We start from the raw sequence: 17,557 nt of genomic DNA, 5'->3' as shown, positions 1-17,557 counted from the left end.
GATCAGGTGAGGACGCAGGCGCCGTCGGCGGCGACCGCCACGGTCTTGCCCGCGATGTCGTCGGTGGCGGCGCCGTGCAGCGTCCCGGAATCGGTGCTGCGCGCCAGGATGCGGGCGCCGCCGGGGACCCGCGCCGCCACGAACGCGGTCTCCGGCGCGCCCGCGCGGTCGTGGACGACCGTCCACGATTCGATCTCGGCATGGCCGGCGTAGCTGTCCAGTACGGCGGTGACCGGCTCGCGGTCGACCTCGGCCTGCACGTCTTCGTACCGGAAGCCCGCGGCCGGCGGCTCGGTGCCGTACACGCCGATGGCGTGCTTGGTCAGGTACCCGCCGTTGGCGGTGACCAGCCCGAGCTCACCGGGCGCGCGCCGCAGCACGGTGGCCATGGCGGCGATGGCGTGCGTGCTGTAGTTGTTCCACGGCCCGCCGGCGAAGGTGAGCCCGCCGGTGACGGTCAGCGGCCGGGCCGGATCGCGCAGCGGCAGCCCGAGCTCGGCGGCGGCCACCTGCACCGCCGACGGGAAGCAGGAGTAGAGGTCGACGTGGGCGATCTCGTCCAGGCCCGCACCGGCCAGCGCGAGGGCGCGCGCTCCGGCGATCCGGATGGCGGGCGAGCGGTGCAGCGCGCCGCGGGCCGCGACGGCGTCGGTGTCCCGGGCGTCGGTCCCGGCGTGCGGGAAGATCCAGCGGTCCCTCGGCACGCCGAACCGCTCGGCGGTCTCGACCGAGCACAGCAGCAGCGCCGCGGCCTGGTCGACCATGTTGTTGGAGTTCATCAGCTTGGTGTAGGGCGCGGCGATCCACCGGTTGCCCGGCGTCGCGGTGACGATCTCGTCCGCACTGTGCGCCCTGCGCGTCCAGGCGTGCGGATTGGCCGCGGCCACCGCGCTGAAGTCCGACCACAGCGCGCCGATGTGCTCCCGATGCTCGGCGATCGAGGTGCCCGCCGCGATCCGCAGTGCCTGTTCGAACAGCGGGTAGACGTAGGCGGGGCGATCCAGCCCGATCCGGCGCTCGGACTCCGCCGCCATCGCCACCTCGGGCACCACCAGCTCGGCCTTCGGCACCGACTCGTCCTGCACCGTCCATTCGGGGCGGATCCCGTTGCCGCGCAGCTTCATGCGGGTTCGCCAGGATTCCGCGCCGCCGATCAGCGCCACGTCCAGCTCGCCCGCGGCGATCTGCGCGGCCGCCCGGTTCACCAGCGTCTGCGGGCTGTTGCCGCCGTTGCCGGTGTAGCCGGTCGAGCACCCCTGCGCGCCGAGCCGGTCGGCGAGCAGCGCACCCGGATCCCGGTAGCGCCAGGACAGCAGCCCGACCACCCGCACGGCCCGCACGGCGGCGAGCAGCCCGGGGGTCCCGGCGTCCGCGGCGGCCGCGCGGGCGGCGTCGGCCAGCAGATCGATCGGCTCCCGCCCGCCTTCGCGCTCGGTGTACTGGCCGGTTCCGACCAGGACCGGAGTCCGGGGGTCCAGTGCCATCGCACGCTCCTCACCTCGACGCTTACCTCACCACTATAACTAATGTCGTTAGGTTTACAACTCCGTGACACAGGTCGGGGGGGATGACGAATGACGATTGACGTTATTCGTATCACGAAGTACCGTCGGTTGTGACGCAGGGCACTCCGACCGGCCCGTCGCAGCCTGCGCATTCACTCTCTCCCTCGATCGTGGAGTTCTCATGAAGCTCGAAGGCAAAGTCGCCCTCATCACCGGCGCCGGATCCGGATTCGGACGCCGATCCGCCCAGCTCTTCGCCGCCGAAGGCGCGCACATCGCCGTCGTCGACATCGACCCCGACCGCGCCGAACAAACCGTCAAGCTCATCGCCGAACAAGGCGGCAACGCGATCGCGCTCACCGCCGACGTCGCCATCGAAACCCAGGTACAAGCTGCCGTCGACGCCACCGTCGCCGAATACGGCAAACTCGACATCGCCTTCGCCAACGCCGGCATCGTCTCCCGCGGCGGCGTCCCCTCCGTCGCCGGCGGAGAACAGGTCGACTTCCAGGACCTGACCGACGCCGACTGGCAACACGTGCTCGGCGTGAACCTGTCCGGGGTGTTCTACACGGCCAAAGCCGCCGTACCCGCCCTGCGCGCCAACGGCGGCGGCGTCATCCTCGCCACCTCCTCAGCCGCCTCACTCGTCGCCTACCACAACATCGCCATGTACTCCGCCACCAAAGCAGGAGTCAACGGACTCGTCCGCGGCCTGAGCCTCGACCTCGGGAAATACGGCATCCGCGTCAACGCCATCGCCCCCACCCACGGCATGTCCCCCAACTTCCTCATGCCACCCGGCTCCCCGGTCGTCGGCCAGTCCTACGAACAAGTCGCCGGCGAATGGGACCCGAGCATCTCGCCGATCCCGCTCAAACTGAATCGGCCCCCGGCCATCACCGACAACGCCAAAGTCGCCCTGTTCCTCGTCTCCGACGACTCCGCCTACCTCTCCGGAGTGGTCCTCCCCTCCACCGACGGCGGCACCCTCTCCCGCGTCGGCATGTGGTTCGCCGAAGACAAAGGCTCACCCGGAGACCTCTGAACCATGACCACCACACCAGCGCGACTCATCGTCGACCGAAACGCCTGCGCCGGACACGGCATGTGCTACGCCATGGCCCCGATCCTGGTGGAGCCGGACGAGCAGGGCGACCCGGTGATCCTGGCCGATCCCATCCCCGGGGCCCAGCTGGGTGCCGCCGACACCGCCGTCGCCGCCTGCCCGGAGCGAGCGTTGTCGCTGGCCGCCGCCACCGACGACGGACAGTGACGACTCCCGGCACGGCGTCCGCCCAACCGCCGCGGCGACCCGGGCGGACGACCGACACAGGACGTCACGCGGGTATTGTCAACGGTGACATACGCGGCGAGTCCGGGGAGGATGGGACAGTAGATGGCCCGACGCAACAGCAACGTGCTCAGCTCGGATATCGAGGAAGCACGGGGCCAGATCCTCGAGGCCGCCCAGTCCACCTTCCTGCACTTCGGTATCGCCAAGACGACGATGGACGACATCGCCAAGGCCGCGGGCGTCTCCCGCCCGACGATCTACCGCTACTTCCGCGACCGGGACACGCTGATCGCCGAGCTCATCCGGCTGCGTTCGCGGAAGCTGTTCGTCCGCGGCACGAAGTACGTGCTGGAGCGCGAGAACTTCCGCGACCAGCTCATCGACGGGCTCATCTACCTGGTCGACCACGGTCGCAGGGACCCGCTGATCCGGCTGATCGTCAGCCCGGAGCACATGGACCTGGCCGCTGCGGTCATCGGCACCTCGCAGCTGGCATCGAACCTCACGCTGGAGATGTGGGGCCCGATCCTGGATCGGGCCCGCGAGCGCGGCGAGCTGCGGCCGGAAATCGACAATGAAAAGGCCTGCGAGTGGCTGGGGCTCGTCCAGCTCATCCTGGTCGGACGGTTCGACTACGACGACCCGTCGGATCCCTCGCACCGCCAGATGCTGCAGAACTTCGTCCTGCCCGCCTTCCTGGGCTGAACCGGCCCGCGCGCCGTCGCGCCGCCGAATCACACCATTGACACGTCTACAGCCATTAGATTAGATGTGACTCGCCGCACAGTGCGCGACCACCCCCAACTCATTACGCCGCCGCCCGTCGGCTCGGCAGTAGAAGGGCACTCCCGATGACCACAGCAGATCGAACGACCCCGCACATCACCCTCGCCGACCGCGACCAGGTGTTCATCGGCGGCCGCTGGGTGGACTCCACCGGCACCGATTCGGTGGAGCTGGTCGACTCGTTCACCGAGCGGACCGTCTCCAGGATCCGGCTCGCCACCGCCGAGGACGTCGCCGCCGCGGTGGCCGCGGCACGGGCGGCCTTCGAGCGCGGCGACTGGGCCGCGACTCCGATCACCGAACGCGCCGCCGTCCTCGACGAGATCGCGAACCGGCTCGAACAGCGGGCCGAGCAGCTCACCACGATCGGCGTGCTGGAGGTGGGGGTGCCGGTGTCGGTGAGCGCGCCGACCCAGCAGATGACCGGCGGGCTGTTCCGCGCGGTCGCCGCGGTGGCACGCGGGACCGAACTCGTCGAGGAGCGCACCCGCGCCGACGGCGGCACCTCGCAGATCGTCAAGGAGCCCAAAGGCGTTGTCGCCGCGATTATCCCGTGGAACGGGCCGATCGGAACCATCGCCTTCAAGGTCGCTCCCGCACTGGCCGCCGGCTGTTCGGTGATCCTGAAGACCGCGCCCGACGCGCCGGAATCGCCGTCGGTGTTCGCCGACGTCATCGCCGAGCTCGTCGCCGAGGGCCGCATCCCGGAGGGGGTGGTCAGCGTGCTGTGCGCCGACCGCGAGGTGTCGGAGACGCTGGTGACCAACCCCGACGTCGACCACATCACCTTCACCGGCAGCACCGTCGCGGGCCGGCGCATCATGGCGCTCGCCGCCGAGCGCGTCGCCGGCGTCTCGCTCGAGCTCGGCGGCAAGTCCGCGGCGATCATCCTCGACGATGCCGACCTGAACACCGTGCTGCAGACCCTGCCCATGGGCGGCTGCATGCAGTCCGGGCAGGCCTGCATCGCGCTGACCCGGGTCCTGGTCTCGCGGGCCCGCCACGACGAGGTGGTCGCGGCGCTCGCCGCCGCCTACGGCACCCTGCCCATGGGCAACCCCTGGGAGCCCACCAATTTCCTCGGCCCGCTGGCCTCCAAGCGCCAGCAGGAGCGGGTGCTCGGCTACATCGCCATCGCGCAGGAGGACGGCGCCACCGTCGTGCTCGGCGGCGGCCGCCCGGAGGGGCTGGAGCACGGGTACTTCGTCGCGCCAACCCTGCTCGACGGTGTGCGCCCGGACGACCGGGTCGCCCAGGAGGAGGTCTTCGGCCCGGTGATCTCGGTGCTCACCTACGAGGACGAGGACGAGGCGGTCGCCATCGCCAACAACTCCATCTACGGCCTGTCGGGCGCGGTCTACACCGAGGACGCCGAGCGCGGCTACGCCCTGGCCCGCCGCATCCGCACCGGGACCATCAGCGTGAACACCGCCGCGATGGACTTCACCCTGCCCTTCGGCGGGTACAAGCAGTCCGGCGTCGGCCGCGAGGGCGGCCCCGAGGGGCTGGCGGAGTTCTTCGAACTCAAGACGGTGCACTTCCCCGCACCGGTCTCCTAGTCCAGGCCCGTGCGCTGGGGCCACAGCCCGGCCCCAGCGCCTCCGACTTCCCCGATCGGCACCGTACCGCAATGACTCCGATCCGAATGCTGCACTCGACTCTGAAACCCGAAAACCACTCTCCGGCAGTGGATCCCGCTGGAACGCCGCGACGCGGCGCCCCGCGCAGCCGGCCGGGTGAAGCTGCGCACCTCCCGGTCGTACCCGCCCCGGCGGACACCGTCGTCGCCATGTGCGTGCGCGACGTGCTCGACTTCTTCGCGCGCTGCCCACGCTGCGGGTACGCCGCCCAGGCGACCGCCGTCGAACGCGAACTGGCCTGCGGGCGGACCGAGGTCCTCGTCCAGGTCGGCTGCGCGCTGCCGTGCGGCTGGCAGGAACTGCCGCGACCGATGCCTGCCCGCGACCGGGCCCGGCTGTCGTGACCGAGCCCGATCGGCGCCGGTTCCGGTGGCGGCGCAGCGTGCGCACCACCGTGCTGTCGGTCGCGCTCGTCCCCGGCCTCGTCCTCACCGGCGTCACCGCGGCGGTCGCCACCCGGCAGATCAGCCGCGCGCTCGACGACCGCGCCTGGGCGAACGAGGCAAGGACGGCGACGCCGGCCGGCACCGAGTTCCTCACCGCCATCCTGATCGAGCGCGGCCTGACCCTGCGGCTGATCGCCGGGCAGCCGATCGACCGCGCCGAACTCGACCGGCAGCGCGCGCGGCTCGACCGCAATGCCGCCATCGCGGTCGAGACGATGACGCGCATGCAGGACATCGCGCCCGGCTCGCTCGACGACGTCCTGGCGGCCTTCGGCAGCTTCGGCGCGGTACTACCCGAGGTCCGCAAGCACGTGGACGCGGGCAACCAGGACCTGATCGAGGCATACCGCGCCTACAACAGGATCGCCGATGCCAGCGCCGCGGGGATCGACGCGATCGTCCGGCGCGTGCCCTCCGCCGAGCAGGCGCTCGCCGCCACCACGGCCACCATGCTCTACCGGGCGGCCGATCGCATGACGGCGGCACACGTCCTCGCCCAGACCGCCACCGAGACCGGCGCTCTGCCCGGTCCGCTGCTCGCGGAGTTCGCCCGCGACGTGGGCGGCTACCATACCCAGCTCGACATCGTACGCGGCGCGATCGGCTTCGACCGCACCGAACTGGACCGCCTCACCACCGGCGCCGACTGGCAGCTGCTCGAGCGCGTCGAGGGCGCGCTGCTGCGCGCGGGCTCCGCCGAGAACAGCGAGACGAGCGGGCGTTCCGCGACCGATCGGCGCCCCGGGGCCACCGGGGAAGCCGATTGGGAGGCCGCCGCGGCCCGGATCGGCAACCAGCTCGTCGCCATCTGGGGCCAGCGATACGCCACCGCGCAGAACGCGGTGGCCGTTTCCGCCGAGAACGAGCTGCGGGCAGCGCTCGTCGCGAGCCTGGTCGCGATCGTCCTCGCGGCGGCGATCCTGGCCGGCGCCGTCCGGGTCTCCTCGCAGCTCGTGCGCAGGCTCGGGCGGCTGCACCGGCAAACCCTGGCGATCGCCGAGCAGCGCCTGCCCGCCGTCATCGACGCCGCGCGCGAGCACCGCCCCGTCGAGGCAGGCGCCGAACAGGCGGGCCTCGACTTCGGCGCCGACGAGATCGGCCAGGTGGCGGCGGCCTTCAACCAGGCCTACGACGCCGCGGTGCAGGCCGCGCTCACCGAGGCGAGCACCAGGTCCGCGGTGAACGTCGTCTTCCTCAATATCGCCAGGCGCAGCCAGTCCATGATGCACCGGCAGCTCGCCGTACTCGACCGGGCCGAGGCGCAGGAAGAGGATCCCGGCCTGCTCGAACTGCTGTTCCAGCTCGACCACCTGGCCACCCGCGAACGGCGCAACGCCGAGAACCTCATCATCCTCGGCGGCGGCCGCCCCGGCAGACAGTGGCGGCAGCCCGTTCCGCTGAACGACGTGGTGCGCAGCGCCATCGGGGAAACGCAGGACTACACCCGGGTCCGGGTCTCCCGCCTTCCCGACATCCAGGTCGCGGGCGCGGTCATCGCCGACACCGTGCACCTGCTGGCCGAACTCGTCGACAACGCGACCTCGTTCTCGCCGCCGAGCACCACCGTCGACGTCACCGGCGCCATTGTCGGCAAGGGCGTCACGGTCGAGATCGCCGACCGCGGTCTCGGCATGCGGGCACCGGAACTCGCGGAGGCCAATCGCCTGCTCGCCTCGCAGATGGATCTCAGCACGCTCACCGTCTCCGGGGAGTCGCGGGTCGGCCTCGTCGTCGTCGCCGTGCTGGCGGCGCGCAACGGGATCCGGGTCCGGCTCGCCGAGAGCGAGTACGGCGGCATCCGGGCGATCGTGGTGATCCCCTCCGCGGTGCTCACCGAGGACACCGCCCCGGCGCCGCAGGCACACCGCACAGTCGACGATGCCGGGCCCCCGCCCGCACCGCGACCGCGGGATCTGCGGTATGCGCCGGACGAGCGGCCGAGCCATGTCGGTTCCGCGGAACGGCCAGCCCTCCCGCGCCGCGAGCGCGGTCGCGCGATGGCACCGGAACTCGAGACCACCGCCCCGCCGACGCCGCACCCGACCAGCGCGGCCCCGCACTCCCCCGAGACCGCGAGCTCGCTGATCGGAGCGGTCACCCGGGGCACCCGGCGCGGCAGGCACTCCGCCATCGACCCGATTCCGTACCCCGACTACCGAGGACAGCAATGACGACCGCCGGCACCGATCTGGACTGGATACTCGACGAACTGAGCGACCGCGTTCCCGAGGTCGGGCAGGCCGTTCTGCTCTCCCACGACGGACTGCTGATCGCCCGGTCCCGCGCCCTGGACAAGGAGGCGGCGGATCAGTTCGCCGCCATGGCGTCGGCCCTGTTCGGCATCGCCCGCGCGGCAGGCCACAAATTCGACGGCGGCCCGCTGCGTCAAGCCGTCATCGAGTACGACCACGCGGTCATGTTCGTCGCGGCGGGCGGCGCCAATACCTGCCTCGCGCTGTGGACCGATCCCTCCGCCGACATGGAGCGGCTGGCCTACGAGGTGACCACCACGGTGCGCCGGGTCGGGAGCTACCTCTCGACGGGGTCGAGAACGCACTGAACCCTGGTTGGGTTCCGGATCAGGTGGCTGACTCCCCACCGGATCTCCCGATGGGGTCCCGACGATGTCTCGGGCTCGCCCAGGACAGCGCCGACGACTTCGTCTCCGCGATGAGCAGCATCGGAGCACTCAGCGACCGGGTCCGATCACCGGTGGCCACGAGCCGCCGCCCGGTCCGGGCGAGGGCGGGCCTGCCGTTACCACGTTCGACGCGTGGACCGCTTGGCCGGTGGTCACCACTGCCGGCTCGACATCGGAGTCGGTGGCCAAGAGCGGTGATGGGATCAACACGACGACCCGGACCCCGCCGTACACCGATTCCGACAGCCGCACCGCCACCCCGTGCCGGGACGACAACTGCCCCACGACGAACAACCCGAGACGGGAATCCGACGAGCCGGTCGCGACGCTGTAATCCGGCGGTGTGCGCAGGAGTTCGTTCACCCTGGCCATCTCCTCGGGCGGCATGCCGATCCCCTTGTCGTTGATCTCGACGACCACGCCCTTGCCCACCACCGCTCCGGTCACCTCGACCTGTGTCTCCGGGGGTGAGAAGAACGCCGCGTTGTCGACGAGCTCAGCGAACAGGTGGATGAGGTCGGCAACCACCCCGCCCTGCACGAGAGTCCCGGGAAGACGTGCCACCCGGACTCGCTGATAATCGAGCGTCTCGCTGACCGCACTCCGGATCACATCGAGCAGCGGAACCGGGTTGCGCCATCGGCGACCGGGCTGCCCACCGCCGAGAATGATCAGGTTCTCGGCATTGCGACGCTCACGGGTGGCGAGGTGGTCGAGCTGGAACAGGGTGTCGAGCAGGCTCGGATCCTCCTGCTTGCGTTCCGCATCGTCCAGAATGCTGAGTTGCCGATGCGCTGCGACCTGACTGCGGTGTGCGATGTTCAGGAACAGGGACTTCACTCCCTCGCGAGTGCGCGCCTCGCGCACCGCACCGGCCACGGCAGCCCGGTGCGCCTGTTCGAAGGCGCGGGCGACCTCTCCGATCTCGTCCCGGCCGAACTCCAGCTTCACCGACTCCTGATCGACGCCGGAGAAATCCCCGGTACTCAGTTGCTGCATGATCGTCGGAAGCTGCTCCTCGGTCAGCCCGAGAGTCTCCGCACGCAATCGCTCGAGCCTGCGGATCATCCGGTTGGCCAGCACCAGCGCGATCAGGAACGCGACCAGGCTCACTGCTGCCACCGCGGCACCGGACCACAGGGCACGATTACCGGCGGAGGTGGTCTTCCGCTCGGCGGCCTCCTGCACCGCGTTGCTCTCCGCGAGCCAGGCGTCGATCAGCACCCCGGTCACTTCGGTGCTCGCTCGATGCCATTCCTGCATGCTCAACGGCAACGCCGATCGGTCCGCCGACGGCGCCGCGGAGCGGCCGCTGCCGGTGGATACCTCGACATGCTGCGCGACAGCAGCTTCCATCGTCGCGAGGTTGCGCCACGCCGGGCTCTCCCGTAGGCGACGCAACCGGTCACCCAGCTCACCCTCGAGCGACGCGGAGAGGTTGGCGACCTCGGTGTGGTAGTAGCCGACCTGATCGTGGAACTCACCGAGCGCGGCCGGATCGGGCTCGGCGGCCGATGCCAGGGTCCCGCCGAGAGCCGTGGTCCGGGCGACTCCCTCGGCGGCGACGAACAACCGCAATCCTTCGGCGAGCCCCAGACTGATCTCGACATCGGGAGCATTCTGCTGCGCGGTCCTGGTGCCCTCGGTGATCAGGTCGAGGATCCGGTTGTAGAAGAGGTAGGCGTCGGAAGGAGGCAACTGGCGGGCATCCACCGAGTGCCGGACACGGTTCAAACGATCCGTGAGCGCCATGAAGTTGGCGTTGTGATCCTTCCCGTCCAGCTCGGTGACCTCGGTCTCCGACGAGACGAGCAACCGCAGGGCGCTGTCGAGGCGAACCCTGGCCGGCGCCAGATTCAGCGGCGCGGACTCCTCGCCGGCCAGGACGGACAGCGTCAGCTGCCGCTCCGCCTGCACCGATTGTAGAAGCTCACGGGCCGTTGGGATTGCCTCCCGGCCGCGGGACGCCCACTCTTTCGCCTCGTTCTCCCTCGTTACCAGGTACACGGCAGCGACCGTGCTCAAAACCAGCAAGGTCAAGCTGGGGACAAGGACGATTGCCAAAATCTTGGTTCGGACGCCGATCCGCACTTCGGACAGGGCCAACTGGAGCTCCTACTGTTCTTACCGTCGCTGATGTCGATATGCCCCCTGCGGCGCGGGAACGGGTCGTCCCCGCTGACCGCGACCCGCAGAGGATACCCATACCGTAAGCAAAACCGGATGTTTTTCGACAATCTTTGCATCGGGCTACGGCAAACCCCCCGCCCGATCGGGAGCCGACAGGCGGCTTCGCCCCGAGCCGAACCGATACCGCAGCTTTCGAACGCTTTTCACTGTTCGGCCTCCGCGCCGTCGCCGACCAGCGCGAGCCAGGCCATTGCCGCTCGGAGCTCCCGTGGCCGGAAGGCTCGCAGCCCACGCAGGCCGCGGTTAGCGCCCCTCGCGGACCGCCCCGACGCCGGATCCGCAAAGGTCCGTCTCTCAGACCTCGATGACGACCGCGCCACCCTGGCCACCGCCTGCGCACATGGCGGCCACGCCGATCCCGCCGCCGCGACGGCGCAATTCGTAGATCAGGGTGGTGATCATGCGGGCACCGGAAGCCGAAATGGGATGACCGAGGCTGCAGCCGCTGCCGGAGAAGTTGACCAGTTCCTCGTCGAGCCCGTGCTCCCGGCAGGCTGCGATGGGAACCGAGGCGAAGGCTTCGTTGATCTCCCACAGCGCGACATCCGCGGGCTTCAGCCCGGTCCGCTCGAGCACCTTGCCGATGACCTTGCCCGCGGCGAGCCCGTTCTCCGCGGGGGTGACCGCGGTATGCGCCCAGCCCCTGACCTTCGCCAGGATCTCCAGATTCTCGGCATCGGCGTAGTCGCGAGCGGTCAGCGCGACCGCGGCGGCCGCGTCGTTGATGCCACTGCTGTTGCCCGCGGTAATGGAGAACCCTTCGATCTCCGGGTGCAGCACCGGCAGCCCGGCCATCCGCTCCACACTGGTGTCGCGGCGCGGGTGCTCGTCGACGACGAAGTCGACGACGGTGCCGTCCGGGCGTTCGACCTTCAGCGGAACGATTTCGTCGGTGAACTTGCCCTCGTCGATCGCGGCGACGGCGCGATGGTGCGAACGAGCCGCCCAGGCGTCCATCTCCGCGCGCCCGATCCCCGCGAGCCGTGCGGTGTTCCAGCCGACCGTGATCGACATGTCCAACGTCGGCGCGTCGGGGGTCTCGGGATGTGTGGGCGGCATCCAGCCCTGCTGCATCTCCCCGTCCGAACCGGGAATCCGGCGGACACTGAAGGGGTTGGTCGACAGCGACTGCACGCCCCCGGCGATGATCACGCGCTCCATGCCGACGCCGATGTGTGCGGCGCCATTCGCGATAGCGGTGAGACTGCCCGCGCAGTGCCGGTTCAGCGCCTGCCCCGGTACCGCCGTCATCCCTGTCGCGACGGCGGCGTAGCGGGCGATGTCGCCGCCGCCGTAGTGCGCTTCGGCCAGGATGATGTCATCGACCGCTTGCGGATCGAGCCCGGCGCGGCGGACCACCTCGGGAAGCACGGTGACCGCGAGGGTCTCGGTCGACACGTCGGTCAGCGTGCCCTTGAACGAACGCCCGATCGCGGTACGTACCGCGCCCACGATGACGGCTTCGGCCATGTGTCTCAACCCCTGGATAGTCGGGCCGCATCCGGCGGCCGGTTATCTAGCTTCCAACAGTAAAGCATACGGTAACGGCAATCACACCGACTCGGCCGCGGAATAACGGCAGGGGCCGCACGTTCGACCTCCACCATCTCGAAATCCTTCGTTGTGCAACATGGCGGTGCCGACGTTGGTCAGGTGCACCGCGTTCGCTCGGATCGACCGCTTCGCGAGCTGTATCGAGAGATCGTGACGTACTGCGTCACAACCTGTTTGGTGAAGCTGTAGGCCGAACCACCAGGGCCCCGCTTCGTCGAGCTGCCGAGCTGGGCGGCCAGCGAGCCGGTCGCAACGATCGAACCGCCGTCGCGCAGGTGGGGCAGGCTCGCCTGCCCCACGTCGAATACCCCGATCACGGAATCGAGTTGTCGGCACAGGCGAACACCGTCGGCTATACGTAGAACCCGTCGCGCAGATGTTCGGCGACCCCGGAGGGAAACCGCCGCCGAGCGGCGCTGATCAGCGGGCCGACGAGGATCCCGGACAGCGCCGGATCACCGAGCGGGATCGTGCGGTACGCGTGGTCGAAGGCGTGCCTGGCCGCGCCGTTGCTTCCCACATATCGGCAGCCGTCGCCGCCGCGATGGTGCCGATCACGCGACCGGTGGCCGGTGGTCGGCGCGAGCGGCCGCACGCTCGGCGCTCGCGAGGAACGGCGCGGCCCCTGCTCCGAGGAGGTCGCTCACATGCCCTCCCGGTGATAGCAAATCGGCCGCGATATGGGGTTCCCAACTGTAACTCTTACCGTATAGTACTCCGAGATGATCGCCGGTCTGGAGGAAGGGACAACGATGTCGGGTCTGCTCGACGGTGTGAACGTGGTGAAGCCGGCCTCGTGGACCTACGTCCCGAGCGCGGGCGCGGCCCTGGCGGACCGGGGTGCGAAGGTGATCGAGATCGAGGACACCGGGGGCGGCGGTCCCTGCCGCTACCTCACCATCGGCGGGCTCGATCCCGCGGCCTCTCGGGTGCGGGCGAGCGTCATGACGGAGATCGGCAACCACGGCAAGCACAGTATCGGCGTCGACACCAAGACCGAGCAGGGCCGCGCGATCTTCGGTGCGCTCGTCGCTCGCGCAGACGTCTTCCGCACCAATTGGCTACCCGCCCCGCTGGAGCGCGCCGGGCTCACCGTGTCGCGGATCCGGGAATTCAACCCGGAGGTGATCATCGCCAGGGGCAGCGGGCAGGGCGTCACCCAGACCCCCGCCTTCGGCGACCTCCAGGGCGGCATCACCCCGGCCGGTGGCATCACCGCCGCGCTGTTCCACCGCGAACGCACCGGGCACGCCCCGATCGTGGACAGTTCGCTCCTCGCGCAGGGCACGTGCGCGGTCGCCCCGGCCGTGAACCGCTACCGCACCCGCGACCGACGCTGGGTGCAGCTGGTGCTGCTGCAGGCGCACCGCTTCCGGCCCGCATTCTGCGCGCGCATCGGCAGGCCGGAACTCGGCACCGACGAACGCTTCAGCCCACCGGCCAATCTGGTGGTCAACCAGGAAGCCGCGACCACCGAGCCGCTCGAGACCTTCGCCGAGCACGATCCAGCCCACTGGCAGAAGGCGCTCGCCGACGAGCCCGGCGTCTGGGCGACGATCGCTGTGAGTCCGGATCCACCGGGCACCGCGCCGGTCGCCTGCGCCGCGCTCGACCGGCCGGATCGGCGAACGCTACCTCGTCTCCGAACGATTCCCGAACCGGCGGCAGATCTGCGAGATCGCCGCCGCCGCGACCGGCGTCGCGCCACCACGGTTCGGCATTCCGCCGGCCGTACCGATCGCCGCCGGTCACCGGATGTCCCTGGCCGGCCGGGTGCTGCGCCGGGACTTCTCGAACTCGACCGCCGTGACACTGCTGAGGCCGACCTCGCCACTGGACCACGGCAAGGCGATGCGGGAGTTCGGGTGGCAACCCGGCCCGGCTACCCGCGCCATCGAGGAGGCAGCTCGATTCGCCGTCGCACGGCGACGGCGCCGCAGCGGTGCCCCAGGCACCGCCGGGCCGGGCCTGCCCCATCCCAGCCGCCCTCCGGGGCGCAATCCCTCTCCGATTCGAAGGAACGAGCCACACCATGAACTCCACAACACTGCGCACCGGACTGTTCGCCTGTGCGATCGCGGGCACCCTCGTCACCGGCCTCACCGGCTGCGGTGACGACGAGCCCGCCACCACCGCGTCGACCACGTCGGCCACCACCACCGCAGCCGCGGGAACGGCGGCGGGCGGCGGTGACCCGACTGCCGAGGTCACCAAGGCCTACGTCGGCTTCTTCGACGCGGCGACCCCCACCGATGTCAAGGCGACGCTGCTGGAGAACGGCGACAAGTTCACCGATGCCCTGGCCGCCAGGGCCCAGAGCCCGAGCGCCTCCTCCACCACCGTGCAGGTGTCCGCGGTGCGCAAGACCGATCCCACGCACGCCGCGGTGACCTACACGATCCTGCTCGGTGGCAATCCGGTACTGCCGGATCAGGCCGGCGAAGCCGTGCAGCAGAACGGCACCTGGAAGCTCGCCCAGACCACCTACTGCGCGCTGGCGACCATGCAGGGCCCGCTGCCCCCGGCATGCTCGTCCGTAACGCCGCGGTGACCTTGTCCATGTTGCTCGAGATGGCCGTGGCGGGCCATCCCGAGCGGGTGGCCGTCGTGTCGGACGACACGACGGCCACCACCGCGCAACTGGATGCGCTGGCCGACGGTGCGGCGGGCTTCCTGACCGCATCGGGGGTGCGCCACGTGGTCTACGTCGGGACCGGCGGCCTGGCGATTCCGCTGCTGCTGTTCGGCTGTGCCCGTGCGGGAGCGGCGTTCACACCGCTCAACTACCGCCTCGGTGCCGCCGCGCTGCGCGAGCTGATCCAGCGGTTGCCCGATCCGCTGGTGGTCGCCGACCACGAATACGCCGACGTGCTGCGCGGCTCCGGGAAGCGGGTGGTGGACACCGCGCTGCTGCTGACCACTGTGGGCACGCACGCCGCGTCGCCGACGCCGGCCGACACCGATCCGGATCAGGTGGCTGTCGTGCTGTTCACCTCGGGCACCACCTCGCGGCCGAAGGCGGTCGAACTGACCCACGCCAACCTGGTCGAATATGTCACCGGGACGGTCGAGTTCGCGTCTGCGGAGCCGTCCGACACCGCGTTGATCTGCGTACCGCCATACCACATCGCGGGGGTGGGGGCCGCGCTGTCCAACCTCTATGCCGGCCGGAAGACCGTGTACCTGCGCCGGTTCGATCCACGAGAATGGATCCGGCTGGTCCGCGTCGAGGGCGTCACCAACGCCACGGTCGTACCGACGATGCTCGACCGGATCGTCACCGAATTGGGCGAGCGGGCCGCCACGCTGCCGACCCTGCGCACCCTGGCCTATGGCGGCGCCAAGGCACCGCTGCCCCTGGTGCGGCGCACCATGGCGCTGCTCCCCGATGTCGGGCTGGTCAACGCCTACGGGCTGACGGAGACGAGTTCGACGATCGCGGTACTGACGCCGGACGATCACCGGGCGGCTGCCGCCTCCGACGATCCGGCTGTGGCGCGGCGGCTGGCCTCGGCCGGTCGAGCGGTGCCGGGGATCGAGCTGCAGATCCGGAATGGCGCGGGCCATCCGGTCGGATCCGGTGTCACGGTGAGCTGTTCGTCCGGGGCCCGCAGGTATCGGGTAGCTATGCCGAGATCGGATCGGTGCTCGACGCCGAAGGGTGGTTCCCCACCAGGGACCTGGCCGAGCTCGATGAGGACGGCTACCTGTTCCTCGGCGGCCGGGCCGACGACACCATCATCCGCGGTGGGGAGAACATCGCCCCGGCCGAACTCGAGGAGGTGCTGATCGAGCACGACGCGGTTCGCGAGGTCGTCGTGGTGGGAGTGCCGGATCCCGAGTGGGGCCAGGCCATCGTCGCCGTCGTGGTGCCCGCACCGGGAACCGACCCGGATCCGGAGGCGCTGCGCGCCCACGTACGCGCCACGCTGCGCGGCTCGCGCACCCCCGACCGGGTGGTCTTCCGCACCGAGCTGCCCGTCACCCCGACCGGCAAGGTGCTGCGCCGCGACCTGGTCGCCGAGCTCACCCCCGACGAATCGAAGGAACCCGTGTGATCAAGAACGGAGCCCGGCTGTCCAGCCAGGTGTGCGAGACCCAGGTCATCGTGGTCAAATCCACCGCCGCGCTCACCACCCTGACCTGCGGTGGTGCAGCGCTGGTGCCGATCGGCGCCGAACAGGGCGGCGCGGTGCTCGACCCGGATTTCGCCGAGGGCACGGTGCTCGGCAAGCGCTACGCGCACGAGAGCGGCGCGGAGCTGCTCGTCACCAGGGGCGGCGCGGGCACCCTCGCGGTGGACGGAATTCCGCTGGGGCTGAAGCAGACCGCGCAGCTGCCCTCCAGCGACTGAATCCGGCGCGTGCGGCTCGGTTCGGGCCCACGACCGCCGGGAGCGGCCATTGTCACGAACCCGGCCCCGGGTCGACCGCACAGCGAACTCGCGGCGACCCGCCGGAACGAACAGCGGATCCGCGCGGACAGTCGCACCGACACGCAGGAGACACCGCTATGGACGACGCCGTCGATCTCATCGAGTTCGAAGCGATGCTGTTCGGCCGCTACAGTCTGGCCTCGCGCGGAGCCGAACCGGCGGGGCTCGATCGCCGCATCTACACGCTGCTCTCGCGGATCGCCGCACAGGCGCCGATGTCGATCGGCCAGCTCAGCGAGGCCCTCGGCCTCGACACCTCGACTATCAATCGCCAGACCGCCGCCGCGGTGCGGGCCGGACAGCTACGGCGAATCCCCGACCCCGACGGCGCACTCGCCCGCAAATTCGAGATCACCGACGACGGACGCGAGTTTCTGGAGCGAGAACGCGTGACCCGCGTCGGCTACCTAGAGGACATACTCGCCGATTGGCCGGACCGGGATCGCACCGCCCTCGCCGATTGCCTGCAACGGTTCAACAGCGCAATCGAGCGCCGCCACGGCGCGGAGTGGCCGCGCCCCGGCCGCTCCGCGCTACCGCACTCGTCCGTGCCCGGTCAGCTCTGAATCATCGGAGTAGCACGCCGCGATCAGCTCAGCGGTGATCGTGACGTCGCGGGCACGCCGACGGCGAACGGCACCGGTGTGCGCCGGGGCGACGAGCGCGGCGGGCAGTGGCCGGCTCACACCGGCACGTCGTAGAACTGCTGCGCCCACTTACGCAACGACATATACGGCTTCGCATCCGCAGGCGACAACGCCGGATGCTCGACATACTTCTGATAACGCCAGATGCTCAGGTCGTCCCACACCGTGATCAAGAACTGCCGCTCCACTTTGGCCTGCACCTCCGGCGGCGGCACGTCACCCTCGTCACCGGGCAACTTGGGCCACCAGATGGAGTAGAACAGATCCGAACTCTCATCGTCCACCGGAGTCGAGGCGAAGATCAACCGATGGTTGGACGACCCCTCGAAGGCGCTGATCGAGCCGCCGAGCCCGAACATCTGCGCGTGGATACGCAGCGCCATGGCATCCGGGTCTTCACTGCGGACGTCGGGCCA

Annotated in this window: 14 protein-coding genes and 3 pseudogenes; 12 read left to right on the top strand and 5 right to left on the bottom strand. The window is 70.1% G+C overall.

Annotated features, from left to right (window positions below; all coding sequences use genetic code 11):
* Nucleotides 1-2 precede the first annotated feature (2 nt).
* The gene (locus ACFUJ1_RS21740) at nt 3-1,484 is read right to left on the bottom strand and encodes an acetyl-CoA acetyltransferase (RefSeq protein WP_378648204.1); all 1,482 of its coding nucleotides are present in this window, start codon (nt 1,482-1,484) and stop codon (nt 3-5) included.
* 202 nt (nt 1,485-1,686) lie between these two features.
* Between ACFUJ1_RS21740 and ACFUJ1_RS21735 the strand changes: the two genes are divergently transcribed.
* The 7 genes from ACFUJ1_RS21735 (at nt 1,687) to ACFUJ1_RS21705 (ending at nt 8,234) form a co-directional block, all read left to right on the top strand.
* On the top strand, nt 1,687-2,553 hold the full coding sequence (locus ACFUJ1_RS21735; RefSeq protein WP_378648202.1) for an SDR family NAD(P)-dependent oxidoreductase: 867 nt from the start codon (nt 1,687-1,689) through the stop codon (nt 2,551-2,553).
* A 3-nt stretch (nt 2,554-2,556) separates the two neighbouring features.
* The gene (locus tag ACFUJ1_RS21730; protein WP_378648200.1) at nt 2,557-2,781 is read left to right on the top strand and encodes a ferredoxin; all 225 of its coding nucleotides are present in this window, start codon (nt 2,557-2,559) and stop codon (nt 2,779-2,781) included.
* Nucleotides 2,782-2,904: 123 nt separating this feature from the next.
* Nucleotides 2,905-3,507, top strand: coding sequence for a TetR/AcrR family transcriptional regulator (locus ACFUJ1_RS21725; RefSeq protein ID WP_378648198.1), 603 nt, complete (start codon nt 2,905-2,907; stop codon nt 3,505-3,507).
* Between the two features lie 146 nt (nt 3,508-3,653).
* A complete protein-coding gene (locus tag ACFUJ1_RS21720) occupies nt 3,654-5,147 on the top strand; it encodes an aldehyde dehydrogenase (protein WP_378648196.1) in 1,494 nt (497 codons plus the stop codon).
* Between the two features lie 230 nt (nt 5,148-5,377).
* Nucleotides 5,378-5,572, top strand: a complete 195-nt coding sequence (locus ACFUJ1_RS21715; protein WP_378648194.1) for a hypothetical protein — start codon at nt 5,378-5,380, stop codon at nt 5,570-5,572.
* Nucleotides 5,569-7,845, top strand: coding sequence for a nitrate- and nitrite sensing domain-containing protein (locus tag ACFUJ1_RS21710; RefSeq protein ID WP_378648192.1), 2,277 nt, complete (start codon nt 5,569-5,571; stop codon nt 7,843-7,845). Before ACFUJ1_RS21715 ends, ACFUJ1_RS21710 begins: the two co-directional genes overlap by 4 nt.
* Entirely contained in the window at nt 7,842-8,234 is a 393-nt protein-coding gene (locus ACFUJ1_RS21705) for a roadblock/LC7 domain-containing protein (RefSeq protein ID WP_378648190.1), read from the top strand. Before ACFUJ1_RS21710 ends, ACFUJ1_RS21705 begins: the two co-directional genes overlap by 4 nt.
* 129 nt (nt 8,235-8,363) lie before the next feature.
* On the opposite strand, the gene ACFUJ1_RS21700 is transcribed toward ACFUJ1_RS21705, so the two are convergent.
* From ACFUJ1_RS21700 to ACFUJ1_RS21690, 3 genes are all read right to left on the bottom strand, one after another.
* Entirely contained in the window at nt 8,364-10,421 is a 2,058-nt protein-coding gene (locus ACFUJ1_RS21700) for a nitrate- and nitrite sensing domain-containing protein (RefSeq protein WP_378648188.1), read from the bottom strand.
* A 378-nt stretch (nt 10,422-10,799) separates the two neighbouring features.
* Nucleotides 10,800-11,975: a thiolase family protein gene (locus tag ACFUJ1_RS21695; protein WP_378648186.1), complete on the bottom strand. Its 1,176-nt coding sequence runs from the start codon at nt 11,973-11,975 to the stop codon at nt 10,800-10,802.
* Between the two features lie 436 nt (nt 11,976-12,411).
* Nucleotides 12,412-12,579, bottom strand: coding sequence for a hypothetical protein (locus ACFUJ1_RS21690; protein ID WP_378648184.1), 168 nt, complete (start codon nt 12,577-12,579; stop codon nt 12,412-12,414).
* 232 nt (nt 12,580-12,811) lie between these two features.
* On the opposite strand from ACFUJ1_RS21690, the pseudogene ACFUJ1_RS21685 reads away from it, so the two are divergent.
* The 5 genes and pseudogenes from ACFUJ1_RS21685 to ACFUJ1_RS21665 all read left to right on the top strand — a co-directional run.
* Nucleotides 12,812-13,621: pseudogene (locus tag ACFUJ1_RS21685) on the top strand (CoA transferase); the annotation flags it as partial.
* Nucleotides 13,622-14,091: 470 nt separating this feature from the next.
* Nucleotides 14,092-14,610: a hypothetical protein gene (locus ACFUJ1_RS21680; RefSeq protein ID WP_378648182.1), complete on the top strand. Its 519-nt coding sequence runs from the start codon at nt 14,092-14,094 to the stop codon at nt 14,608-14,610.
* Nucleotides 14,607-16,117: pseudogene (locus ACFUJ1_RS21675) on the top strand (class I adenylate-forming enzyme family protein). The gene ACFUJ1_RS21680 and the pseudogene ACFUJ1_RS21675 overlap by 4 nt, the downstream one beginning before the upstream one ends.
* On the top strand, nt 16,114-16,413 hold the full coding sequence (locus ACFUJ1_RS21670; RefSeq protein WP_378648181.1) for a hypothetical protein: 300 nt from the start codon (nt 16,114-16,116) through the stop codon (nt 16,411-16,413). The pseudogene ACFUJ1_RS21675 and the gene ACFUJ1_RS21670 overlap by 4 nt, the downstream one beginning before the upstream one ends.
* A gap of 158 nt (nt 16,414-16,571) precedes the next feature.
* A complete protein-coding gene (locus ACFUJ1_RS21665; RefSeq protein WP_378648179.1) occupies nt 16,572-17,060 on the top strand; it encodes a MarR family winged helix-turn-helix transcriptional regulator in 489 nt (162 codons plus the stop codon).
* Nucleotides 17,061-17,176: 116 nt separating this feature from the next.
* On the opposite strand, the pseudogene ACFUJ1_RS21660 reads toward ACFUJ1_RS21665, so the two are convergent.
* Nucleotides 17,177-17,557 (bottom strand): annotated as a pseudogene (locus ACFUJ1_RS21660) (Rieske (2Fe-2S) protein); the annotation flags it as partial.

The organism is Nocardia sp. NPDC057227 (assembly GCF_042669725.1).
Taxonomy (GTDB): Bacteria; Actinomycetota; Actinomycetes; order Mycobacteriales; family Mycobacteriaceae; genus Nocardia; species Nocardia asteroides_A.
This window is presented reverse-complemented; position numbering and strand designations above follow the sequence as displayed.

Excerpts from the sequence above, each read along its gene's own strand:
- ACFUJ1_RS21740 (WP_378648204.1), bottom strand. The coding sequence starts at position 1,484 with ATGGCACTGGACCCCCGGACTCCGGTCCTGGTCGGAACCGGCCAGTAC.
- ACFUJ1_RS21735 (WP_378648202.1), top strand. The coding sequence starts at position 1,687 with ATGAAGCTCGAAGGCAAAGTCGCCCTCATCACCGGCGCCGGATCCGGA.
- ACFUJ1_RS21730 (WP_378648200.1), top strand. The coding sequence starts at position 2,557 with ATGACCACCACACCAGCGCGACTCATCGTCGACCGAAACGCCTGCGCC.
- ACFUJ1_RS21725 (WP_378648198.1), top strand. The coding sequence starts at position 2,905 with ATGGCCCGACGCAACAGCAACGTGCTCAGCTCGGATATCGAGGAAGCA.
- ACFUJ1_RS21720 (WP_378648196.1), top strand. The coding sequence starts at position 3,654 with ATGACCACAGCAGATCGAACGACCCCGCACATCACCCTCGCCGACCGC.
- ACFUJ1_RS21715 (WP_378648194.1), top strand. The coding sequence starts at position 5,378 with ATGTGCGTGCGCGACGTGCTCGACTTCTTCGCGCGCTGCCCACGCTGC.
- ACFUJ1_RS21705 (WP_378648190.1), top strand. The coding sequence starts at position 7,842 with ATGACGACCGCCGGCACCGATCTGGACTGGATACTCGACGAACTGAGC.
- ACFUJ1_RS21695 (WP_378648186.1), bottom strand. The coding sequence starts at position 11,975 with ATGGCCGAAGCCGTCATCGTGGGCGCGGTACGTACCGCGATCGGGCGT.
- ACFUJ1_RS21680 (WP_378648182.1), top strand. The coding sequence starts at position 14,092 with ATGAACTCCACAACACTGCGCACCGGACTGTTCGCCTGTGCGATCGCG.
- ACFUJ1_RS21665 (WP_378648179.1), top strand. The coding sequence starts at position 16,572 with ATGGACGACGCCGTCGATCTCATCGAGTTCGAAGCGATGCTGTTCGGC.